The sequence below is a fragment of the Cellvibrio zantedeschiae genome (assembly GCF_014652535.1).
GTDB classification, from domain to species: Bacteria; Pseudomonadota; Gammaproteobacteria; order Pseudomonadales; family Cellvibrionaceae; genus Cellvibrio; species Cellvibrio zantedeschiae.
Map to the genome: position 1 here is coordinate 63,169 of NZ_BMYZ01000003.1, position 23,594 is coordinate 86,762.

18 protein-coding genes are annotated in these 23,594 nt (G+C 48.8%); 4 read left to right on the forward strand and 14 right to left on the reverse strand.

Features of this window, described 5'->3' with window-relative positions; translation table 11 throughout:
• The 4 genes from IE104_RS14360 to IE104_RS14375 form a co-directional block, all read right to left on the reverse strand.
• Nucleotides 1-3,951, reverse strand: coding sequence for a PAS domain-containing protein (locus IE104_RS14360; protein ID WP_189419787.1), 3,951 nt, complete (start codon nt 3,949-3,951; stop codon nt 1-3).
• A gap of 179 nt (nt 3,952-4,130) precedes the next feature.
• Nucleotides 4,131-4,454: an RnfH family protein gene (locus IE104_RS14365; RefSeq protein ID WP_189419789.1), complete on the reverse strand. Its 324-nt coding sequence runs from the start codon at nt 4,452-4,454 to the stop codon at nt 4,131-4,133.
• A 41-nt stretch (nt 4,455-4,495) separates the two neighbouring features.
• Complete coding sequence (locus tag IE104_RS14370; protein WP_189419791.1) at nt 4,496-4,930, reverse strand: type II toxin-antitoxin system RatA family toxin; 435 nt, start codon at nt 4,928-4,930, stop codon at nt 4,496-4,498.
• Between the two features lie 5 nt (nt 4,931-4,935).
• The gene (locus IE104_RS14375) at nt 4,936-6,315 is read right to left on the reverse strand and encodes a sodium-dependent transporter (RefSeq protein WP_189419793.1); all 1,380 of its coding nucleotides are present in this window, start codon (nt 6,313-6,315) and stop codon (nt 4,936-4,938) included.
• 220 nt (nt 6,316-6,535) lie between these two features.
• Between IE104_RS14375 and smpB the strand changes: the two genes are divergently transcribed.
• From smpB to IE104_RS14390, 3 genes are all read left to right on the forward strand, one after another.
• The gene (gene smpB, locus IE104_RS14380; protein ID WP_189419795.1) at nt 6,536-7,018 is read left to right on the forward strand and encodes an SsrA-binding protein SmpB; all 483 of its coding nucleotides are present in this window, start codon (nt 6,536-6,538) and stop codon (nt 7,016-7,018) included.
• Nucleotides 7,019-7,211: 193 nt separating this feature from the next.
• Nucleotides 7,212-8,009, forward strand: a complete 798-nt coding sequence (gene cysE / locus IE104_RS14385; protein ID WP_189419797.1) for a serine O-acetyltransferase — start codon at nt 7,212-7,214, stop codon at nt 8,007-8,009.
• 46 nt (nt 8,010-8,055) lie between these two features.
• Nucleotides 8,056-8,958: a hypothetical protein gene (locus IE104_RS14390; RefSeq protein WP_189419799.1), complete on the forward strand. Its 903-nt coding sequence runs from the start codon at nt 8,056-8,058 to the stop codon at nt 8,956-8,958.
• Between the two features lie 111 nt (nt 8,959-9,069).
• Here the strand turns inward: IE104_RS14390 and IE104_RS14395 are convergent, their stop codons facing one another.
• The gene (locus IE104_RS14395) at nt 9,070-12,501 is read right to left on the reverse strand and encodes a carboxylesterase family protein (protein WP_189419800.1); all 3,432 of its coding nucleotides are present in this window, start codon (nt 12,499-12,501) and stop codon (nt 9,070-9,072) included.
• On the opposite strand from IE104_RS14395, the gene IE104_RS14400 reads away from it, so the two are divergent.
• Nucleotides 12,467-12,946 (forward strand): hypothetical protein, encoded by a 480-nt coding sequence (locus tag IE104_RS14400; protein ID WP_189419801.1) that lies wholly within the window; start codon nt 12,467-12,469, stop codon nt 12,944-12,946. The two genes, IE104_RS14395 and IE104_RS14400, sit on opposite strands and share 35 nt — an antisense overlap.
• A 526-nt stretch (nt 12,947-13,472) precedes the next feature.
• On the opposite strand, the gene uvrD is transcribed toward IE104_RS14400, so the two are convergent.
• The 9 genes from uvrD to IE104_RS14445 all read right to left on the reverse strand — a co-directional run bounded on the left by uvrD (nt 13,473) and on the right by IE104_RS14445 (nt 23,383).
• Nucleotides 13,473-15,695, reverse strand: a complete 2,223-nt coding sequence (uvrD, locus tag IE104_RS14405; RefSeq protein ID WP_189419802.1) for a DNA helicase II — start codon at nt 15,693-15,695, stop codon at nt 13,473-13,475.
• A gap of 157 nt (nt 15,696-15,852) precedes the next feature.
• The gene (locus IE104_RS14410) at nt 15,853-16,086 is read right to left on the reverse strand and encodes a hypothetical protein (protein ID WP_189419804.1); all 234 of its coding nucleotides are present in this window, start codon (nt 16,084-16,086) and stop codon (nt 15,853-15,855) included.
• A 92-nt stretch (nt 16,087-16,178) separates the two neighbouring features.
• A complete protein-coding gene (locus tag IE104_RS14415; protein ID WP_189419805.1) occupies nt 16,179-17,420 on the reverse strand; it encodes a heme biosynthesis HemY N-terminal domain-containing protein in 1,242 nt (413 codons plus the stop codon).
• Nucleotides 17,420-18,505, reverse strand: coding sequence for a uroporphyrinogen-III C-methyltransferase (locus IE104_RS14420; RefSeq protein WP_189419806.1), 1,086 nt, complete (start codon nt 18,503-18,505; stop codon nt 17,420-17,422). The genes IE104_RS14415 and IE104_RS14420 overlap by 1 nt, the downstream gene beginning before the upstream one ends.
• A gap of 48 nt (nt 18,506-18,553) precedes the next feature.
• Nucleotides 18,554-19,381: a uroporphyrinogen-III synthase gene (locus IE104_RS14425; RefSeq protein ID WP_189419808.1), complete on the reverse strand. Its 828-nt coding sequence runs from the start codon at nt 19,379-19,381 to the stop codon at nt 18,554-18,556.
• Nucleotides 19,382-19,398: 17 nt separating this feature from the next.
• Entirely contained in the window at nt 19,399-20,358 is a 960-nt protein-coding gene (gene hemC, locus IE104_RS14430) for a hydroxymethylbilane synthase (RefSeq protein WP_189419810.1), read from the reverse strand.
• Nucleotides 20,359-20,514: 156 nt separating this feature from the next.
• Complete coding sequence (locus tag IE104_RS14435) at nt 20,515-21,960, reverse strand: high affinity choline transporter 1 (RefSeq protein WP_189419811.1); 1,446 nt, start codon at nt 21,958-21,960, stop codon at nt 20,515-20,517.
• Between the two features lie 361 nt (nt 21,961-22,321).
• Complete coding sequence (locus tag IE104_RS14440; protein ID WP_189419812.1) at nt 22,322-22,633, reverse strand: hypothetical protein; 312 nt, start codon at nt 22,631-22,633, stop codon at nt 22,322-22,324.
• A gap of 411 nt (nt 22,634-23,044) precedes the next feature.
• Nucleotides 23,045-23,383, reverse strand: a complete 339-nt coding sequence (locus IE104_RS14445) for a P-II family nitrogen regulator (RefSeq protein WP_189419813.1) — start codon at nt 23,381-23,383, stop codon at nt 23,045-23,047.
• Nucleotides 23,384-23,594: the final 211 nt, after the last annotated feature.

Here is a 23,594-nt window from a genome sequence, read left to right on the forward strand (position 1 = left end):
TCAGTGGGAAAGCGCTGATTTAACAGCAGAAGCAATTGCTAGAGCTGATTGGGGCTTCTGTAACCATTGAACGCCAGAAAACATAGATGTCCTTCGATTTGACATACGCTCTGCATCCAGATTGGCTGAAATAACAATAATAGGAATATCTTTGGTGACCGCATCGCTGCGCAATTGTCGAATTAAATCAAGGCCACTCATATCAGGTAATTCAATATCCATAGTCATAGCTTGATAAGCGTAAAGCGCTAAACGCTCCAATGCGGCTTGCCCTGAATAAGCAATGTCGACGCGATAATTTTTTCCACGCAAAATAGTAGCAAAGAGTTCCGCAACTTCTGGATCATCTTCCACCACTAATAAACGTTCACCAGTTGCAAGGCGATGACTGTCTGACTGATGATTTTGATGTGGAGACTCTTCGGTAGGTATATCAAAATAAAATTGCGAACCTTTTATGCCATCGGAAAAGAAACCAATTTTCCCACCCATGCGCTCAATAATTTCTTTGCAGATAGCCAGCCCCAAACCAGTTCCGCCTTTTTGACGCGTGTCGGATGAATCTGCCTGCGAGAATTTTTGGAATATGCGACCGCGAAATTCTTCTGGAATACCAGGGCCTTTATCGATTACTGATACGCGTACAGTGTTGTAGAAATATTCAATGCGCAGTTCTATAACTTCTGCGGGTGGAGAAAATTTTGCGGCGTTGGATAAAAAATTGGCGAGCACTTGCTGCAAACGTTGAGCATCCACATTTACACGCAGATCATCACGCACCTGGCTAACGAGTTTGAATTTAACATTGTACTGCGCTGCGTAAGCAGCATTTGCTTCAATGGATTGCGCAACAATGGGCATTATGGCTTGGGATTTAAGTTCAAAATGCATTTTGCCCGCCGTCAATTTTTCCATGTCCAGCAAGTCATTCACCAAGTGAATTAAACGCAAACTATTTTTGTGAGCTATGTTAAGCATCTTAATGGCAGTATCGGGAACTGCCCCGGCGGCACCATTGACAATAATTCCCAAGGCGCCGCTAATTGCCGTGAGTGGTGTACGCAGCTCGTGGCTCACAGTGGAAATAAATTCGCTCTTCATGCGATCAATGCGTTTTATTTCACTGATATCACGCGCCAGTGCTAGATAGCCGGTGATTTCACCATCGGGACCACGCAAAGCGCTGGCAGACAAAATCACCGGAACCTGGCTGCGGTCTTTGCGCACGTAAGTCCATTCGCTTTCATCCTTGTCGCCTTCGCGGGATTTAGTGGTAAATACATCAAAGCCCGGTTGGATTTCAATTCCAAATTCCTGCGAAAGAAGTTTGGCGCGCGCAGCAATTTCTTCTGGTAAATGAAAGGGCGCTGTCGTTAACACATCAATCACTTCAGCAGCGGAATACCCTAAAAGATCTTCTGCACCCTGATTAAAAGTTTTAATTAAACCCTTGGGGTCCGTTGAAATAATGGAGATGCTTGCCGCATCAAAAATAGCTTCGCGCAGGGCATTAATATCCTGCAATTTAATTGCCGCTAATTTTTCTTCGGTAACGTCCTGAATATATCCGTTCCACAAAGTCGCGCCATTACTTAAGCGCTCTGGACGCGCCTCACCGCGCACCCAGATTTCCCCGCGCCGTGGATGGCATACTCTGTATGTTGCATTCCAATCTTTTAAGCTTGCCGCCGATGCTGAAATACTTTCACTCACCCAACCTACGTCACTAGGATGCACAACCGAGAACACAGAGGTAGCATCGGTAAACACGTTTTCCGGGCGCACGCCATATATTTGGTCTATGCCAGAACTGGAGAACGGAAACAAACTGGTGCCGTCTGAATTCAATTGGAATTGATAGAGGAACCCGGGTAATTGATTGCACAGCTTTTCAAACCGCTCGATCAGAATTTGTTGTTCGGATTGGTATTGCCAGCGCTCAAGAGTCACCCCCACCCAGCGCGCAAACAACCGCATAAAATCGCGATCCAATTCATCGTAAGACTGATGGCGACTGCGCTCAGAATCAAAACTTAATACGCCGTAAATTTTTCCTTGTAACCAGATAGGCACGCCTATGTAAGTATCAATCTTATTTTCTTTGTGCGCGTAATGGCTCGCATATTCACTGTTGGAAATTTCATCGCAACAAAAAATATCTTTGTTGCGCAAAGTCATTTCGCAAAAATAATTGGAGAGCGGCGCTATGGTTCCTTGCTCGCGTTTTTCCGCCTCAGTGTTTTCGAAAGCACGGTTTTTGCCTACACTTATTTTTATTTGATATTGGTTTCCAAGCACTGCGCTAACAGCACCGTGCGGCAAACCCAGATAACGCGAGCCCACGCCCAATGCACTGCGCAATTGTTCTTCTGCATCAATCGCAGACAGTGAGGCAATTTCATTAAGTGCACGCAATGCCGCTTGTTGGCGAATAACAATAATTTCATTTTTTTTGCGCTCGGTAATGTCGGTGTACACCCCCAACATAAGCGCAGCTTTGCCATCGGGCTGCCACTCTACAACTTTACCGCGCGTGAAAATCCATTTGTAACTACCATCTGCAATGCGTAAACGGTATTCATTTTCAAACATGGGCGTTTCGCCTTTTATGTGGCGAATCATCTCGGTGTAGCTTGCGCGCTTATCGCTAGGGTGAACACGCGACAACCACTCTTCTATATCAGCGCTGCCATCGCCACCCGGTAAACCGCAAAGTTCGCGCCATTCTTTGGAAAAGAGCGCGCGGTTGTTAGTGATATTCCATTCCCAAAAACCTGATTCACTGCTCGATAAAGCAAGCGTTAAACGTTGACGGGACTGTTCACTCAGATCGCGCTCTTTTTGCAATTGCGTGCTGTGTTCACGCAGCAGTTGTAAAACGTGGCGACGATTCAAACGGAACAAAAACCAAAGCACGGCCAATGAAAACAACCACACACCAACAAAGTTGAAAATTGTTTTATTGCGTTGCTCTGCCTGGGCATTTAGTTCGTCGGTAACATCAATCCAATTCACCAGAAGCGTATGTGGTGAGGCCATGTGCGCGTGAGCTAATGCGAAGCCATCCAATCGCACTAGCCCCAGCATATAAGTTTTATTTTGATCCTGAACTAATGTAGGAGTTGGTTTATCGAGCACAAGATTGGTGAAAACTCCGTTAGCTTGCCATTCCTTCACAAGGGGATTGGTGTAGGACTCAACATACCATTGACTGTAGCGATTTTTCGAGTTGGCCATGACTTCTTGCTGGGCACTGCCCCAGAGTAAATCGTTGGTGAGCGTTGAGCTGATAAGCACCGCTTGCCCTTGATCTTTTTGCGCATCGCGCTGCGGTAATAAACCAAGGCCCACCTCTACTGCAGCCACAGTTTCGCTCGTGGGGCCAGATGAACTAACAGGCGCAATAGCACGATAATTTGCACCGTAATGGCCAACCTCCATTCCACTGGAAATCACGCCACTTTTTAATGCTGACATTAGCAAGGGGCTGGATTTGGATAGGTCATCACCAAAGCGCTCAATTTTATTTGCGCGCAAAAATACTATGGCATCAGGAGCCAGGTGAACGTTTAATTCACGCACCCCAAAAGGCATCATCCGTATCCAATAATGTTCAAGTACTTGCTGAAGTTGTTTGCGCACCGCAGCGCTCTGTTCATCACCGCCATTACCACCTTCGCGTTCATGTACGACGGCCGCTCGTCGCACTAAGGCAACAACCGCAGAATCCTGGGAAATAAGCTGCGCAAACGCTGTGGCTTGGCGCAAGAGATCTTGCTGCGACACATTGAGTGCAGACTCAGCCGCCGCTTGCTGCAAACGCAAGCGCTCTTGCCACTCGTGTTCCTGATGAACTAATTCATTGCGCAACAAGAGCACAAAGAGAGCAGAAACGAGAAGTGTTATAACCCACGGCAACCAGCTGTAGAGCCGCTTATTTTCTAAATCCATCGATAATCTCATGCAGACAAAGCCAGCGCCAATCAGGGTCGCTGTGGTTCTCTATCCAGTGTAGTGCAGATTTTTTGAGGGGCAGAAAAAGGGCAGAAAAACGGAAGGAAATTGCTGGCAACAGCGGAGAGATAATAAAAAACAAGGGGGGATAATAAAAAACGAGGGAAGGAAAGCGCTTAATGTTGGGCGGTGGCGTTTCTTTCAGCGCGTTTGCGGCGCGCTTCTTTTGGATCTGCGCTGAGGGGACGGTAGATCTCTACGCGGTCGCCTTCATGCAAAACATAGTTAGCCGCAGATTCCAAACCTTTGGTACCAAGCGCTTGGCCAAAAATACCCATTTTTGCGGTAGTGAGATCTATTTCAGGAAAGTGTTGGGTGATACCTGAACGCTCGGCAGCTTGCGACGCCGTAGTACCAGGCTCTACCAAGAGCGCGATGATCTTTTGTTTATGCGGCAGGGCATAGGCCACTTCCACGGTGATTAAATCGAAATCTGCCACAGCGCATCTCTCTAACAGCAAAGCTCAGGAAAAGATCAGGTTTAAGAATATATTTTGCGGGCGCGCTCGCAGAGGGCATCAACCTGTTTATTGACGACAGATTCAAACAACTTGCCAACCGCCATGCCTATTAATTTGTTCTGCAGCTCAAATTCCAACTCAAAGCATACTTTGCAGGCATTTTCGGCCAGCGCAGTAAATTTCCAGCCGCCCTGTAGATATTTAAAAGGGCCATCAACCAGAGTCATGCTCATGCTCACGGGGGATTGCAGATGGTTGCGAGTGATAAAACTCTGATGCACGCCTGCGCGACTTAAATCCAGCCGCGCCTCCAACCAATCGCCTTCGCGCTTGAGGATTTTTGCACCCACACAACCATCCATATATTGCGGGTAAGCTTCAATATCGTTGACCAGATCAAACATTTGCTGCGCTGAGTAACTGACCAGGGCGGAGCGATTAACAATATGAGACAAAGGTGTTACTCCACGACAAAACGCGTCGCAATCGGGAAAAACAAATTGATAATAATTGCGAGCACAGCAATTGGCGAAACGTAACGCAATATCCATCGCCACACCGCTAGCAGGCGCGGATGATCTTGCTGCATTTCATGGGCGAGCATATCGCGCTTCATTCGCCAACCCACAAAAATCGCCGTTAAAAGCCCGCCGATAGGCAGAAGTAAATTGGTGGTAAAGAAATCCAGGCAGGAGTAGAAGTTCATGCCCCAGAGCAACTCCTGATCTGACCATTGGTTGAAGGAAAGCACCGAACCTAAACCTAACAACCAGGCCGCACCCGCCACCAGCAAACTGGCACTGATGCGATGAAAACCAAAACGCTCATGGAAAAACGCCACCGCTGGCTCAAGCAGCGACATAGTTGAACTCCACGCTGCCAAAACCACCATGCCGAAGAAGGCGATACCGACAAAAGTACCCATGGGCATGGAGCCAAAAGCGACGGGCAAGGTTACAAACATTAACCCCGGGCCACCGCTGGGCTCAATTCCAGGCGTCGCAAATACGAACGCAAAAATCGCTACGCCAGTCAGCAAGCCAACCATGACATCAAGAATTGCTACAGTAATTACCGTCTTACCTATGGCTGCCGTGCTGGGCATATAGGCGCCGTAAGCCATAATCGCACCCATACCAATACTCAGCGTAAAGAATGCATGACCAAGGGCAATCAATGCCGAATTCCAGGACAAATCTGCCGGATTAAAACTGAACATGAAGCGTGCGCTGGTCACCATTTCACCCGTGGTGTAAGCGTAACCAAGCAAGATCAAGAGGAGGATAAACAGGCTCGGCATCATAAAGCGTATGGCGTTTTCCAAACCCTTGGTAACCCCAAACATCAATACTAAAGCCGTGATTGCAATAAAAGCCGTGTGCCACTGCACCAAGCGGCTCTTATCGGCCAGTAGCGCATTGAATAATTCATTCGAGGAATCGCCATTAAGGCCAGAGAATTTTCCTTCAAGGGCGGATACCAGATAGTCGAGCGTCCAGCCCGCAATGACCGAGTAGTAGGAGAGAATCACAAAACCGGCGACTACACCCATCCAGCCGATAACCGACCAAACCCGCGTAGCGCCTATATCGACGCTAATGTTATCTACGGCATTAATCGGGTTAGAGCGCCCCTTACGGCCGAGCATAATCTCAGCCATCATAATCGGGATGCCCACCAGCAGGACGCAGAAAAGATACAAGAGCACAAAGGCTGCGCCGCCATTCTCGCCAGTGATATAGGGAAACTTCCAGATATTGCCCAAGCCAACTGCCGAACCGGTCGCCGCTAGAATAAAGCTGCCGCGCCCCCATATCGCATGTTGTTTAAGTCGCTTCACGCACAAAACTCCAAATGGAAACCTCAGGAACAGGATTGTATCGAGAATATGCACGTAACATAAGTCCGCCCGGTTCACGCCCGGGCGCGAAATTTCTGTACAAGTCTGCGTATAATGCGCCCCCTGCTCTTCGCTGGCCTAACCTGGCTGCGGATTTGGAGCAAATGAATTGGGGCTAGATGCCTGAAGTAGGCTAGATGATAGGAGTCTGAAAGACCTTATGGCCAAAAAGAATTCGCAAAAAAATAGTGGCAGCACTATAGCGCTCAACAAGAAAGCCAAATTTGATTTCCACCTGACCGACCGTTTTGAAGCGGGTTTGGTATTAGCAGGCTGGGAAGTCAAAAGCATTCGCGCAGGTAAATTGCAGCTTACCGACAGCTATGTATTTTTCAAAAATGATGAAGCCTGGCTGCTAGGTGCGCAAATCCAACCCATTCAAAGCGTATCCACTCACCACGTTGCAGAACCTATGCGCAACCGGAAATTGCTGCTTAACCGCCGCGAGATCACCAAGTTGCAGGAGGCCTCGCAACAAAAAGGTTACACAGTGGTAGCAACTGCGGTTTACTGGAAAGACCATTTGGTGAAATGCGAAATCGCCCTGGCAAAAGGTAAGCAGGAGCACGATAAACGCGAAACCGAGAAAGAACGGGATTGGGCGCGCGACAAGCAAAGGCTGTTTCAGACGGGGAATAGATAGGAAATCCCTCCCCCGCCCTCCCTTTTTCCAAGGGAGGGAGTTAACCCACTTTGCAAAAGGGGGTCGGCGTAGCCGGGGGGATTAAAAACTGCCCTAAACCCAACACCCATGACAACCAACACTTGCCAGCACAGCTGCCAACCCCAATAATCTTTCTATACTTTTTCGGTACTTGATCCACCGAGGACACCCAATGAACGCCACCGCCCCCGCGCTTCCGCTGGATACCCTGTGGGAATCCATTCGCAGCCAAACGCGTAAGCAAGCCGAACACGAGCCAGTGCTGGCGAGTTTTTTGTACGCCACCATCCTCAATCACGATACCTTGGAAGCAGCGCTTAGTTTCCACCTGGCCAACAAACTCGACAGCCCGGCTTTGCCCGCGATGCTGGTACGCGAAGTGATTGAGCAAGCCATCAAATCTGACCCAAGTATTAGCCAAGCCGTGCGTGCCGATTTGCAAGCAGTAAGCGAGCGCGATTCTGCGTGCTGCTCACTGGTAACACCTTTCCTGTTTTTTAAAGGCTTTCATGCATTGCAGTCCTATCGTGTCGCCCATTGGTTGTGGACACAGGGCCGCAATTCGCTCGCGCTGTTTTTGCAAAACCGTATTTCCTGCGTGTTTGCGGTGGATATACACCCGGCCGCCAGAATCGGTAAGGGCATTATGTTTGACCACGCGACCGGCATAGTGATTGGCGAAACCGCCGTGGTGGAAGACAACGTGTCTATCATGCAATCCGTGACCCTCGGAGGTACCGGCAAGGAACATGGCGACCGCCATCCGAAAGTGCGCAGCGGTGTATTGATCAGTGCTGGAGCCAAAGTGTTGGGCAATATTGAAATTGGCGAATGCGCCAAAATTGGTGCGGGTAGCGTTGTTTTGAAAGATGTTGCGCCGCGTACTACAGTCGCCGGCGTGCCTGCTCGTGAAATTGGCGCCAGTCCTTGCCTGCAGCCAGCGCGCGATATGGATCACCATATCAATTAAGCGCCAATTTGCCTGCCGGGGCTAGACCCGGCGGGGCATTTACCAGATGATTCGCACTACCTTAGCCAATAACAAAATATCCATGGTGCGATTTTCCCTTTGTCTTCTGCTTTGCTTCCTGGCCCTGACCGCAAATGTCAGCGCTTACGCCGATGAAGCGGTTCTCGTTGCCGTTAACGAAGACATTCCCGCTGATTACAAGCGCTTTTTACACGGTCGCGATCCTGTGGATGTACAGGCATTCAACACCGATGGCGCGCGCCGCGATATTGTCGAAATCACCTTGCTCATGCAGGCCTTGCGCTTGGGGGGCTTTACCAAACCAGTTGAACTGCGTGTGGAGCCGAGCTACCTGCGTCTATTGCGCGGCGTAGCCGATGGTCGCTTTGTCAGCTCGGGCGCACTCATGTGGAAAAGTGATATCGACATGCTGAAACCTGCGCTGCATGTGAGTCGCCCGCTGGTTAAGGAAGGTGAGTTTGTGGTGGGTGTTTACACCACCCAAAAGAAGTTGCAACGCGTAACCAACTACGCCCCCTACAACTTGAACCAACTCAATATAGTGACCAACTCGCAGTGGAAAAGCGACGTGCAAACCTTGAAGGACCTTGGCTTCAACCGCATTACCTATTCGCCCAACTGGGTCAATATCGCCCGCATGATTGAAGCCGGGCGTGCTGACATTACCCTTGCGCCATTCCAAACCACTCCGCAAATGACAATTGCAGTCGATGATGTAACTCTCTATCCCATCAAAGGAGTGAAAGTGGCTATTTCAGGCTCACGTCACTGGCCGATTAGCCGCAAACACCCTTATGGCGAGGAGTTTTTCCAAGCCCTGGAGCGCGGCCTCGCACTTTTGGAATCCAAAGGCACCATCGCACGCGCCTACCGCGAATGCGGGTTTTTCCACCCCGATGTAGGCCCATGGACACTCCTGGCTCGCTAAGTACCAAAGCCTAAACCAATCATAAAAAAACCCGCCGAAGCGGGTTGAAGGTTTACAGCAGGAGAACACTGTCTTAGCACTGGCGAACCCTAAGAGCTAGCCACCGCGCATTTATGGAACGTAAAACACTTTAAAGTCAGCAACTTGCAAATCCAGCGTGAGCGTACCGCCGGTGACCACCAAATTCTGTAGCGTCACCCGATCCTGCACACTCGTCACCGAACCCATGCGCGTAGCACCTAAATTGATCTGCACACCGGTTTTTGCCGTCATATCTGTATTGAACACGGCCACAAACTTACCGGCCGAGGTCACCATATCGCGCACTATGACGCCGCTGGTGGAGCTGGCCGCCGTTACTTTAAGGCTCGGCTGTGCGGGCCAGGCGAGGTAGGCAGCGTTAAAGCGACGCAAGTCCTGGGGTGCGCCCGTGTTGAAAGAGTTGCTGGAAAGATAACCAATCCAGTAGGGGTCGGCATTGGCGACACCTTTTACTTCGGCCAGCATGGTGTAGGGCGTACTGCGCTCTACATCGCTAACGAAGTAACCAAAGTGACCGCTCATGGGCCAGTTTTTGAAGGAGCCTTTGGCGCTGTCCGCTGCAAAATCACCGGTTCCATCGTCTTCATTCAGCGGGAAGTGACGAACCAGCGCCATACCTTTTTGAGTGCTGAATTTTTGCAGCAGTGCCGGGTCAGCCATGGTGTATTGACGGCCGTAGGGCATAGTCATAAGCACGCCTTCACCATTTTGGTAGCTCGCCGGGTCCGCAGGTGGTGTGCCGTGGGACATCTCGTCAAAACCGCTGGTACCAGCAAATTGCGCGTCGGTAGGCAAGTTCATGGCTGACAAGGTGGTCTCGTAGCGTTTGTCGGTGAGCCAGGTCAGGAAGTTAATAGGGCTATAGCGATACTGCCAGCGGCCATCGCCATTAACGATTGACCAGGAATTGGTATCGTCCGTCACTACGCGGGTATCACCGTAATTAGGTGCAGGAATCGGCAAACCTTCTTCGTGATAGCTGGTGAAGAGCACATCGGCATTGCTAACACCGTTGTTACCCAACTTGCCCGCACGCAAATAATCGCGGATTGCGGTGAGGTAGGCTTTGCGCTTGCCATTCCACCAGGCGTAATAGTCTGAGCGCATACTGCTGCTCGCACGCAGATCTGCTTTGCTGGGAGTTACCACATTGCGGTCAGCGGCATAACGGGCGCGAGCGGCATCGCTAAAGTTGATAGGCCATGAGCCAACGCGAGTGCGGAACCAGACACCGGCAAAATTGGCGCTATCTTTCAGGTCGAGTACGTTGGCAGCGACAAGTTTTTTCACATCCACCAGCGCGTTGGGGTCACTCACATCGACACAGGCGGTTTCTGCCCATGAATAAGGCGTGTAGCGCTTTTCAACACGGGTAAGTGGCTCGCAATTCTTCTGGGAGCCGTAGCTCGGCATATAGCATTTGGCCTGGGTTTGGCCCCAGGGCTTTTTGCATTGATAGGCCGAATCCAGCAAGTTGGTAGCGCAGAAGTTATTGCCGGTTACGTCTTCGCTCGGGCAGCTTGTGGTGGTGTATTCGCCATCGCCCATTGCACCGTAATATTCAAAGTAAGGCATAACTTCCAAACCGTAGCTGGACGCTTTTTGCACCATCTCCGGCCAGTAGGCGACACGTGCGGAGTAGTACCATTTGGCGCCGCCATAGTTGCTGGTGTTAAAGCCCTGGTTGTGGCCGAACTCCAGCAAGTCTTTGGTGAATACGTTGAATCCCAATACTTTGGAAAGCTTCATTTTGTATTCGAGCCAGGTGTTAGTCGTAGTACCGGGGCTGGTGCCTGTGGCGGGGTTACAGATACCTGCATTCGCGTAAGTGGCCGATGTGGGGTCGGTGTTAACCACGCTGTCGCCACGCTGGCAGAGGGCAGTGCTATCGTTCATTTCCTCGCGCCAGAAGGTGCGTCTGTGCGGCAAATTGCCGGGCGGGTAATTGATTGCAAGGGCAGCGCTAGCCGTGCTGTTAACCGAATAGAGCCTTACCTGCCCCATAACCGCACCTTCGTTGGTGGGGTTGCCGATAGGATTGAACTGACCCACAGCAACCCAGAAGCCATCAGCCGGACCGTAAGGACGCTTGGTATCCACTTCATTGCGCACCGCAGCCAAGGGCTGGAAGCGATCATGTAAAGTGAAATAGAACCTGTAGGTTTTCCATTGATTGGTGAGCGGATAGGCCATGGATTCCGGGTTGGGATAGGCGTACTGCTCGCGGTTATCGCCAAGCTCTTTACCGGTCGCAACCGTGCGGACCAGATCTGCACCACGATTCAAAAACACCATGTGGCGCGGCGCATCGTCCGGGTAGTCAAACTCCAGCACATAAGCGTTACCCGCTATCAAACCTTTGTTTTTACCTATTACAAATGCCGCATAACTCGCCTTCATATTGCCCGCGGTATTTTGCGGTGTGAGCATGAGCGCCTGACGGCCGAGAATGGTCGGCGTGGTAAACGCGCCCGCCGGTTCCATTTGGGTTTCGCGGGTGCCGGGGGATACGGGATCAAAGCTATCCACCAGTGTGAGCGTGCCAAACTCAGGATCTACTTTGGTCAATCCCAAGCTTGAGGATGAGCTGGAGGGGGAACTGGAAGAAGAGCTGACGATAACCACCGCACTGCTGGACGAGCTGCTCGATTTGGATGAACTGCTGGAACTGGTCGCCACAGACGAACTGGACAATGTCGCGGATGAGCTGGAGCTTGAAACCACCACACTATCGCCCTTGCTGTACTGCAATAGCCAGTCATATACATTCTTGTTGTAAGCATCGCGGCCACTCACGACGGTGGTGTTCATCCCGGAAAGATCATAAGTGCGCGTCCAACCATCGTGACCAACGCCGCTGTAAACTGTAAGGCGCGGCAGAACTGCTGGCGCGGGCGTACAGGCTTTAAGGCCGTTGTAGGGCGCCGTAGCATGGCTAAACACCTGTGCCGTTCCGTCGTTCTCACCAAAGAACAACCAAGTGGGAACTTGCTTCCACATGCAGGGCGCAGGCGAGCCAGAGAAGCTGTAAAGCGTATCAATCGGCACAGCCGCGGCTATATCAACCCCGTTATAAGCCTCCATATAACGATAAAAAGGTCCGCCACCGCCGGACAAAGCCGTTAAATAAATACGCTTGGGGTCAACTTTATAGTTGGCTTTGGCAAACTGGATAAACGCATTCACCTGTGCCGCCGTACGCGTCTCCCAATTCATTTGCGGCGCGAGTACAACAAAGCGTTTGCTCGCATCCCACGCGCTAATTGCGACTTGCCTGGGCAAACCGTCGTCATCAATTTTCTGGATTTCACTGGCACTACCGTTACCGGCTTGCCCATCGCCGTTTAGCGAAATAATTAACGGCCAATCCCCTTGGCTTGCATAGGCTGCGGGCACATATTCTGAATAGCCCAAGGCCGCGCAGTTACTCCCCTTGGGCAAGAGCTTTTGCACATTGGGCGTTGGGGTGGTTATAGCCGGGGAACAGCTATTGGGATTCACCGCCACACTTGAGCTTGTAGACGCTACCGAGCTGCTCGACCTGGAGCTGCTGGAACTAACGACACTTGAAGATGAACTCCTGGAACTTGGGGATGAGCTGGAATTTAAACTACTGCTCACATTGGATGATGAGCTAGCGGAACTCGTAGCCGCACTCGATTTACTGGAGCTACTCGTTGAAGAGCTTGATTTACTACTGGAGCTTGAAGAAACACTCGGCGTAGAACTGCTTGCTACACCGGAGCTAACAGAGGAACTGGACGTGACGCCGCTAACACTAGAAACAGGATTGCCGATCACTGAGCTTGCGGTACTGGCCACCGCAGAACTACTGGATTTTCGGTCTGTTTGTTTAGGGTTATTTGAAGATCCGGGCGGTATTTCATCACCCTGCAAAGGTACCGAGCTAACTGCAAGTGATGCCGCAGATGAACCAATCGGTTGATCCACCAAAACCGTAGTTGAACTGGCAACACTTGCCGTAGCGGTGGAGGATGGCGTAAACGGATTAGGCGATGGCGATGTGGCTGGGTCACCCCCTCCGCCACCACAGGCGCTTAAGATCACGCTAAATAACAATAGAATTACAGGCTTGCACGATGGCAAAAAACTGATCGGTTGAAAGGGTTGCATGTGTCTCTCCTTTGCGCGCAATTACCGTGGCACTGCGGCATATTGTTGTGAGCCCACAAATTAACCAAAACACCCAAATTGGTCGTTTAAACTTCTGCATTACGTAAACCTGAACCTCAGGATGTGATCGACCTCCACAAAAAATAGAAATGCAATAAATTTTGGCACCTAAGACGTTTTTCAGGCTTAAGCTTCATAAAAACCTATTCTGCTTAGAACCATAAAAACCAAACTTGTCGTTATAAAAATTGAACCTTAATCCACTCAACCATTTTTTTAAGAGCCATAAATAAAAAAGCCCCACCGTTTCCGGCAGGGCTTTTAGCGGGTATTTCAAATTAAAGCGCTTCCAGCTTTGCGTATTGCATAACCAATCGCTTGCTACCAGCGGAACTAAAATTCACCTGGATCACAGCATTATCGCCGGAGCCTTCAAAATGCAAAATAACACCTTCGCCAAAAATGGCGTGTTTAACACGTTGGCCAAGGCGGAAGCCTGTGCCTTCACCGGTGTCATACATAGGTTGGCGGGTAGATGGTTGAGTGTAAGCGCGATTGAATGACACAGGTCTTGTTACAGCGGCTTTTAACCGCACCTCTTGAATAGATTCTGACGGAATTTCTTTGACGAAACGCGAAACCTGATTAAACGTTTCGCTGCCGTAGAGACGGCGGGTTTCAGCATAAGAGATGTAAAGTTTTTGCATAGCGCGGGTAATACCCACGTAACACAAGCGGCGTTCTTCTTCCAAACGGTCGGGGTCATCGGCCGACATTTTATGCGGGAACAATCCTTCTTCAACACCCGCCAAAAACACCAGCGGGAACTCCAAACCTTTAGCAGAGTGCAGCGTCATCAATTGTACCGCATCTTCAAACTCATCTGCTTGGGTTTCCCCTGCATCCAGGGCGGCAGTGTCCAAAAATTGCTGCAATACACTTAATTCTTCGTTTTCTTCGTCGGCATCGAACGCGCGGCAAGCAGTAATTAATTCCTGCAAGTTTTCGCCACGTGCCTGGCCTTTTTCACCCTTTTCACTTTGATGAAAAACTAACAGCCCCGTGTCATCCAGAACTCGCTGTGCGATTTGATCAAGACTCAGTACATCGCCGTGAATATCAATTTCACTGGCGTCGTGAGCTAGCTTATCCACCACATTCAGGAAACCCTGTACCGCATTGCCAGCACGTGCGGTGAACACACGTTTTTCAAGCATTTGCTCCGCCGCATGCCACAGGGAACAACCCTGCTCACGGGCAAAAGCGCGAATATCGTCAACGGTTTTACCTCCAATGCCACGAGTGGGCGTATTAATAACGCGCTCAAAACCTGTATCGTCGTGGCGGTTGGCAATTAAACGCATATAGGCAACGGCATTTTTGATTTCGAGGCGATCATAGAAGCGCTGGCCACCGTAAATTCGGTAAGCCATACCTTCGCGCAACAAAGCTTCTTCCAATACCCGCGATTGGGCGTTGGAACGATAAAGGATTGCGCATGAATTATTAGGGTTGCCTTTGCGCACCCAATCCTGAATGCGCTCGACAATAAAACGCGCCTCATCTTGTTCGTTATAGGCGGCGTAGAGTGAAATGGGCTCGCCCTTATCATCCTCAGTCCACAAATTTTTGCCCAAGCGCCCAGAGTTGTTGGCGATAACACCATTGGCGGCTAACAAAATATTGCCGGTAGAACGATAGTTTTGCTCTAAACGAATAGTTTGGGTATGGCTGAAGTCCTGCGTAAAACGCTGGATATTTTCGATTTTCGCGCCGCGCCATCCATAAATGGATTGGTCATCATCGCCCACCGCCGTTACACAGGATTGGGTACCGGCAAGCATCCGCAACCAGGCGTATTGCACACTGTTGGTATCCTGGAACTCATCTACCAGCACAAACGGAAAGCGGTTGCGGTAATGCTCAAGAATGTGCGGCTTATTGAGCCACAGCTCGTGAGCACGCAGCAAAATTTCGGCAAAATCCACCGTGCCGGTACGCTCACAATCAGCCTCGTAAGCTCGATAAATTTGCAGCATGGTGCGCACAAAAGGATCGCCCGTTTCCTGGATATGCTGGGGGCGCAAACCTTCATCCTTTTGGGCGCTGATATACCACTGCGCCTGTTTCGGCGGCCATTTATCTTCATCAATATTCAGGTTCTGGCAGACGCGCTTGATCATACGCAGCTGATCATCGCTATCCAGAATCTGGAAATTTTGCGGTAGCCCGGCATCTTGCCAATGGGCTTTCAGGATACGGTGCGCAATACCGTGAAAAGTCCCCACCCACATGTTACGAGTGTTTACATGAGTGTGGTTCTCGGAAAAAAGCTCATCCAACCGCGACCGCATTTCGCGCGCCGCCTTATTGGTAAAAGTCACCGCCATAATTGAATAAGGCGAAAGCTGCTCCACCTGAATCAACCAGGCAATGCGATGCACCAACACGCGGGTCTTACCGCTGCCAGCTCCGGCAAGGATCAACTGGTTACACGCCGGCGCCGAAACGGCTTCGCGCTGAGCCTCGTTAAGGCCCTGAAGGAGATGAGAGAGTTCCATGGTATTTACACGAGCTGGAAAAGATTGAGCGATTTTACTGGCTAAATGTACATATTGCTATGAGGAAGCACGACAAACTTGCCTGCACTGGGAATCGTCATCCTCGCGCAGCGGGGATCCAGCTTTTAATTGCTAAAAAAACAGTTGGGTCATTTAGTTACTTCTGTTCTAACTCTAACGCTAACTCCCCAACTTCGACAGGGACATTTTTCCACAAGGTATCTTTGAAACAATTTACATGAGCAAAAAACTGTTGTTCTGCTTGCACAGATTCATGCTTCGTCCAATTAGCAATTAAGATAATTGAACATGGATCTACCTTATTTGATTTCTCGGAACTATCACCAATTCCTTCACCGCAGAAACAACATTGATAAGTCAATGCATTCATTTTAAGCCCCCACAATTAAAGTCTTGAAGTGCTTATAAACACTGGATCCCCGCTACGCGAGGATGACGATTCCCTACTTAACCAAATAACTCTTAATAAGACTTACTAGGCTGTGGCAAATCCGGCAATGAAGGTACGCTTAATTGCAAAGCTGCTTGATAAACTTCTGTGCTTTTTTGAGAGTCGCCCAAGCTGTTTAACAAGCGCGCCAATTCTGCGTAGGTTTCGGCATTTTTTTGCACGACCAAGCTACGTTGGAAATAATCGCGCGCTAAACCCCATAAGTGATTGCGCAAATTCAAACGTCCTAATGCGCGCAACAAATAAGGATTCTGAGGGTAATATTTCAACCAGCTTTCGGCATTACTGATTGCCTCGGCAACATCGACAACCCGCAACACGCCGTATAAATCGATCAAGCTGTCATCCCAGGTTTTGCTCAGGGTTTTGCGCAAAATAACTTCCGCTTCCTGATCCTGCAAATTGTGCATTAACGCTTGCGCGTAAGCGGCAACGACGCGCGGTATGCGTTGTTGATAAGTTGCAACCTTACCCCAGGCTTTGCGCAATTCATGCAAGCGATCACCAATTGCCAAGCGCTCAGCTGATTCACTCGCCAGTTTTATTTGTCCGATGACGATAGACGATTCCATGGCGAATATATCTGCGACAGAACAGACTTTAAATTTTTTAACCAGTGGCACCAGGTCATTTAGCGCCAGCCAGTCGTTGCGAACTTCATAAAGTTCACGCAAGCTGTTGATGACGAGAGGATTTTTAGGTGCGCGCTGCTGCAAACTTAACAAAATAATTTTTGCCTGTTCATAACGGCCATCGCGCATTTCCATTTTTGCCTGGGCTACGCCTATAGGCACAGAAAAAGTTGTGTATTTTTTTTGCGCCTCATGCAAAATCTTTACGGCTTCTTCGTGATCACCCAATTCGTAACTTGCACGCGCTGCGGCTAAATAATTTACCAATGGCGATTCTACTTTATTAGCTGTACGCAATAATTTTTTACGTGCTTGCAGCCAATCACCCGATAAAAAATCTATCATGCCACTGGCTGCACGCTTGCTCGCGCGCTCGGTTGTGCCGAATACAAAAAAATCTGTTAAGCGCTGGGCGATCGACCAACTCACATGCACGAAGCGAGTTGCCAACCACCAAATAACAGCAATGGCCAAAATCGCAAAACAGGCAAACCACAGACTGGTTTCAACTGTTTTTTGCCCAAGGATAACCAGCACGTAACCGGCATCTGGCAAAATAACGCCGAATCCCCAGAGCGCTAAAAATATGAGGATAATGATGAAGACAATCAGTTTCTTCATTAATTGCCTCCGTGGCGACTAAAAGCTAAACGGTCTTTCTGACGCAAATATTCTTTTACCAGCGCCGCTGAACCCGAAAAATCTGGTAGCGGTTGCTGCACATTATTTTTCTTTAACTGATCCAAATCGTTGAGCACAATTTGCGCTTGATCATTTAACGGATAGTAATCGCGAATCCAGCTTTGGGCTTTGTCCAAACTCGCTTGATAAACGTGTTGTTCTTCGCGCAGCAAACCGATTTGCGCTTGCTCTAACATTAAACGCAAATTTTGTTTCAAATACATTTGATCTTCGGGTGGAAGAATTGCGTCGACACGGCGGCCCTGGTCGCGCACGCGCACATAAATACTCAATTTATGCCAAACATGCTTACCCATATTTTTTACACGCTGCCACAGGGTGGTAGAGGTTGGCTCTTCACCTTGCTCCATTGCCGCAATGGCTTCTTCGTCTTCTTCAAACAAAGGTTCGATTAAGGGAATATTTTCAATTTGCTGGGTAATAGCGAGCAATTGCAAATAGATGCCTTCGCGATCAACTTTGCTCGCTAATTTTAGCGCTTCAATTTCTTCCGTCAGTTTTTTGCGGGCAGGAAACAAATCGGCATTTTGCATTTCTGCCAAAACACTATTTGCAGATTGCGCCAAAGCCAAGGAATTAGTGGCCTCGTGTTCCATCAAAATACGTTGGTTAGCCATGCGTAACAGAAAATCAACTTCTGCCAATTTCCAATCGTCATGACTCATATTAGTGAGCGCCAAAACTTTCGACGTTGTGCTATCCAAACGCTGGGTTAATTCTGTGACATCGCCCTGCACCTGCTTATCTTGTGCAGCGAGATCTTCAGCAACTTTTGCTTCAAGCGCTTTGCGTTTAATTTCAATCGCCTGGGTTTGTTCAAGCAACTCGCTATTCAATTTTTTTATAGCTTGATGTTGATACCATAAAAATACTGATACGCCCGCAACCAATGCCAATAACACCAACATAATCCATTGGCCCAAGCGCGACCTCACTGGTCTTAGGGTTGTTTTGGTTGCAGCTTGCACTTCATCAGCCTGTGCCGAAGTATTCAGGTCACTCACGTTTGTACACCCTTATTAACTTGCGTTTAAACAATACTAGCTTGCGATTTAACCCTGTGTGTTTTCACTCAATGAGTACTCTCGTTTTAAATCCAAAAGTCCCTGCAACATACTGGCTTCAGTTGCATTTTGAGCGGCATATACCCGGGGAAATCCCGCCGCTTTCGCCAGTTCCAGAATACGTTGGCTCGGCACCAGCAAATGCATGTTTAGCATGACCTGAGTGGCCGTGACGGTCATCTGGCGTACGATCTTTTGCAAATTTTCCAAGGCTTCGCCGCTGTGCAAAACTACCACTAAATTGGGAATTGTTTGCGTCAAGAGTTGCGCAAAGGCGCGCCCGGATTCAGCCGGTAATATACGCTGGTAGAGCTCACAATAATCCACTTGCGCACCGCGTTCACGCAGGACTTCACCAATATGTGGACGACCGCCCAAACCGCGAAAAACCAGAATTCTCTCACCGGTTACCGACTGCAACGCGGGCGATTGCAAAAGGGTTTCGCTGGTCATAGCGCCGGTTTGCGATTGCGCCAAATCCGTTACCCTGACACCGCGCTCTTGCAGTTGCCTTGCGGTAGTTTCACCCACCGCAAAAAAGTCCACCCCGTAAGGCAATTGTGGCCAGTAATTTTCAAGCCATTCAAAACCATGTTCTACCGCATTTTGGCTTACAAAAATGGCTTTGCTGTAGAGATCAAAATCCAGGATGCGATTTTTAATCGCGCGAACTTGTGGCTCCTCGCTTACAGGAACAATTTCCAGCAAGGAAATTAAGCTGGTCTTAGCTCCCTGCGCGCGCAAACGCTCCGCCCATGGCTTGGCTTGTGCCTGGGGGCGAGTGACGACTATATGCAATCCAGTTAGATCATCCATAGAGGGCGCCTAGCTCGTTAGTCATCTGCGCCTGTCGCATAGACTTCGGCAAGGATTTTATCGGCTCCCGCAGCCAGAAGCCGATCAGCCAGGGCTATGCCCATAGCTTCGCCGTCATTAACATGGCCGCGAATTTCATCGCGTAGCATGCGCTCACCATCCGGCGACCCCACCAGACCACGCAACCATAGACCATCATCGGTATGCACTGCGTAGCAAGCAATGGGCACTTGGCAGCCACCTTTCAAGCGGCGGTTCATTGCACGCTCTGCAATAACCTGTTGCGCAGTGAGTTCGTGATGTAAGGGTGACAACAATTCCTGCGTGGCATCATCATCTATACGGCATTCAATACCTACCGCCCCCTGGCCGCCCGCAGGCAGCGAAAAATCTACACTTATGTAGGAGCGAATGCGCTCGCTCAGTTCAAGGCGAATCAGGCCTGCAGCGGCGAGGATAATTGCATCATATTCACCATTGTCGAGTTTTTGTAAGCGGGTTTGAACGTTGCCGCGCAAAAACTTGACCGTTAAATCCGGGCGAGCGGCCAGCAGCTGGCATTGGCGACGCAAACTCGATGTGCCCACCACGCTGCCCGCCGGCAGCTCATCAAAATTATTGTAATCGTTAGAGACAAATGCATCGCGCGCATCTTCACGCGGGCAAATAACCGACAGGCCTAAACCCTCAGGAAACTCCATGGGTACGTCTTTCATCGAATGCACGGCGATGTCGGCCTGGTCTTCCAGAAGCGCCTGCTCTAACTCCTTCACAAACAAACCTTTGCCACCCACTTTGGCCAATGGAACGTCGAGAATCTTGTCACCGCGGCTGGTCAAGGGCACCAGTTCAATCTCTAAATCGGGGTGATATTTAAGAAGTTCTGCTTTTACATATTCGGCTTGCCACAAGGCAAGCAAGCTTTTACGCGTTGCGATACGCAGACGGGCGCGCGAGGCGGATGGAGAGGCGGACATATAAGGCTTCACTGACAACACATTTGCTGCGAATCATACCAGAGCCAGCGGACGGCAACCAATGTCAGCTGTCATGGACATTTGCAATATCGCCAATAAATTCCCCCAAAAAAAACGCCAGGACATGCCTGGCGTTTTTTCAGCAGCATGTGCTTATTAGGCTCCGCCGGCCAGCTTGTGGTGAACACCGTGAGTGTTGGCAATTATCTGTTTCATTAGTGAGCCTGCCAGCATGCCAATCACTGCCGCAATCAGGCCCGCCAATTGCCCCGGAATTTCTTCACCATAAGGAGTAATCAGGAAAAATATCCAAACGACCAAACCCAGGGTAATCGAAAAAATTGCACCCTGGGTAGTTGCACGCTTCCAATACAGGCCAAACACTAAAGGAATAAAGGCACCCACCAAAGTCACCTGATAAGCGCTGGACACCATGTCATAAATTGACGTGCCTTCTAATGCGATTGCGTAAGTACACACAGCAATACTAAACAGTAAAACGGCAATACGCATGGTGCGCAATTCTTGTTTGTCGCTCACGCGCGGAAAGAATTGTCTCCAAATATTTTCAACAAACGTAACAGAAGGCGCAAGCAAAGTTGCAGATGCTGTTGATTTAAGGGCTGACAAAAGTGCGCCGAAAAAAATCACCTGCATGATAAACGGCATATGTTCCAGAACTAAGGTTGGAATAACTTTTTGCGGATCTTCTGAAATTAGTTGCTGTGCTTTTTCCGGCATAATAATTAAAGCGCTAGTCACCAGGAACATGGGTACAAACGCAAACAAAATATAACTGATACCACCAATTACCGGGCCGCGCGTTGCAGCTTTTTGATCTTTTGCAGACATCACACGCTGGAACACATCCTGTTGCGGAATTGAACCAAACATCATCGTAATAGCAGCGGCGACAAAAAACATAACTTCGCTAAAACTAGGCTCGGGTAAAAAACGGAACAAATCCTTGCTTTGTGCAAGCTCAATAACTTTACCAGCACCGCCCGCTAAATCTGCAGCCACAAATGCAATAATCGATAAACCCACAACCAGAATAATCATTTGTACAAAATCAGTTACTGCCACCGACCACATACCACCAAAAAGTGTGTAGGCGAGAATGGAAGCTGTACCTATCATCATGCCAACTGGAACACTAATGGCACCTGCAGATAACAAATTAAACACCAGCCCCAACGCGGTCACTTGTGCAGACACCCAACCAAGATAGCTAAGAATAATTGTTATTGAACAAACAACTTCTACTTTGCGACCATAACGTTCGCGGTAATAATCGCTAATCGTTAGTAAGGTCATTTTGTACAGCTTGGCCGCAAAAAATAATCCCACCAGAATTAAACAGGTTCCTGCACCAAACGGATCTTCAACGATTCCGTTTAAACCGGACTCTACAAAACGTGCTGGAATACCTAATACTGTTTCAGAACCAAACCAGGTTGCGAAGGTGGTAGTGATCACCATGATTAAGGGTAAATGACGACCGGCGATTGCAAAGTCCGTGGTATTTTTCACACGCTTTGCCGCCCACAAACCTATGGCGATAGTGACTAGCAGATAAAGAAAAACCAAGCCTAGTAGCATGATGGAACCAGCCCTCTTAAAAATTGATTTTGGTGATAGCGCTGCACGGTAAGCCACTCTCCAATCTCCACCGGCAGGGATTTAGCCATGGAGCCCAACTGTTTTGAATGAGGAAGAACCGATCCTTCAGGACGAAGGGACAATACGCTTGTTATTCGACTTATTTGCAATAATTTTACCAATCTGAAGCAGGCTGGTAAAAAATATCAAAGTGCTTAAGACGCTGCATTTTAAAGAGTTTTGCGTACCAAAATCCAGCGCCATACTGAGAAATTAAGCTGTAGGAAAAAATGGCAGGACAAAAACAATTTGACCCCGCATAGCGAGGTCAAATGTAGAGCGAAAGAATACAGAAATGATCTTAAATGGGGCGACCACCGTAATCAGGGCTAGGTTTTTTTGGCGGATCAGCAGTGACATTGGCTGGCACTTCATTGATTTTGCCACCACGCGCCAGAAATGCAGCTACCTGGTCTTCCAACTCGTCGCGAATTTTTTGACGTGATGCAATACTGAAATCCTCCAAGGCCTCAGCTGTCACAGCTGCTGCTTTGGTACTTGCAGTATAACCACCCTCATCGCTATCTAATGGCTCATCATCGGTATCTTCGACTTCCCCATCTTCAATGGGTTCTTCGATTTCATCTTCTTCGTTAATGAGATCATCACTCATACTTTCACCTGCATTTCATTTAACTATTTTTAAATCTGATTTACACCGGATAACAATCACAAACGCGCGGTTTGTTCTTTGCTTTAGTATATAGCTCAGACTTTGCGCTACGTCATGGATACTACAATAAATTTTTAGTCTTTTTCTCTCTTAAGGTCAACTAGCGCAGCCTTTACAGTTATTACCCCTTATGAGATGCAGTCGCATTTTACTGTTACGAACGACAAGCGCAATCGGGTATTTATAAAACTTAACCAGAAACCCCAAATTAAAATAAAAAGTGGTTTTTAAACCCTTGTCGTGCTCATTTTTTACACAAACCTGCCACCAAACAACACACTTTTGCTTCATCTACCCAAATTAAAGGTAAAAAAAAGCGCACCTGAAAGTGCGCATTTTTGTGATATAAACTTAAATCGCTTCTGGACCCGTTTCGCCCGTACGAATACGGATAATTTCTTCCAGTGGCGCGATAAAAATTTTCCCGTCGCCAATTTTACCGGTGTGTGCAGCTTTACTAATAGCCTCTACCGCTTGCTCAACCATTGAGTCATCTACAGCCAACTCAAGTTTTACTTTTGGTAGAAAATCAACAACATATTCAGCGCCACGATACAATTCAGTATGGCCTTTTTGACGTCCGAAGCCCTTTACCTCAGTTACCGTCATACCGGTCACACCCACTTCAGAAAGTGCAGTGCGCACGTCATCTAATTTGAAAGGTTTAACAACAGCAGTAATTAGTTTCATTGTTTGTTCCTTTGTTTATGGTCTCATTGAGTGTAGCGCTTTTATTAAAAGAACGCCCAAATTGTCTTTTCTTCACCAATTGCATTTGGTTACGAATTTAAAAAAACCTAAGATACACGTTAGCTATACGAAAAGCACCTATCCACTTTGCACAATTTGATGACCTCAATTCCGCATCGCCGAATTGGACATCATTACATCTATGGTTGCA

Coding starts and splice junctions, on each gene's coding strand:
- uvrD (WP_189419802.1), bottom strand. CDS start 15,695: ATGGAACTCTCTCATCTCCTTCAGGGCCTTAACGAGGCTCAGCGCGAA.
- hemC (WP_189419810.1), bottom strand. CDS start 20,358: ATGTCCGCCTCTCCATCCGCCTCGCGCGCCCGTCTGCGTATCGCAACG.
- IE104_RS14425 (WP_189419808.1), bottom strand. CDS start 19,381: ATGGATGATCTAACTGGATTGCATATAGTCGTCACTCGCCCCCAGGCA.
- IE104_RS14415 (WP_189419805.1), bottom strand. CDS start 17,420: ATGAAGAAACTGATTGTCTTCATCATTATCCTCATATTTTTAGCGCTC.
- smpB (WP_189419795.1), top strand. CDS start 6,536: ATGGCCAAAAAGAATTCGCAAAAAAATAGTGGCAGCACTATAGCGCTC.
- IE104_RS14440 (WP_189419812.1), bottom strand. CDS start 22,633: ATGAGTGATGATCTCATTAACGAAGAAGATGAAATCGAAGAACCCATT.
- cysE (WP_189419797.1), top strand. CDS start 7,212: ATGAACGCCACCGCCCCCGCGCTTCCGCTGGATACCCTGTGGGAATCC.
- IE104_RS14360 (WP_189419787.1), bottom strand. CDS start 3,951: ATGGATTTAGAAAATAAGCGGCTCTACAGCTGGTTGCCGTGGGTTATA.
- IE104_RS14390 (WP_189419799.1), top strand. CDS start 8,056: ATGATTCGCACTACCTTAGCCAATAACAAAATATCCATGGTGCGATTT.
- IE104_RS14410 (WP_189419804.1), bottom strand. CDS start 16,086: ATGAATGCATTGACTTATCAATGTTGTTTCTGCGGTGAAGGAATTGGT.
- IE104_RS14445 (WP_189419813.1), bottom strand. CDS start 23,383: ATGAAACTAATTACTGCTGTTGTTAAACCTTTCAAATTAGATGACGTG.
- IE104_RS14435 (WP_189419811.1), bottom strand. CDS start 21,960: ATGCTACTAGGCTTGGTTTTTCTTTATCTGCTAGTCACTATCGCCATA.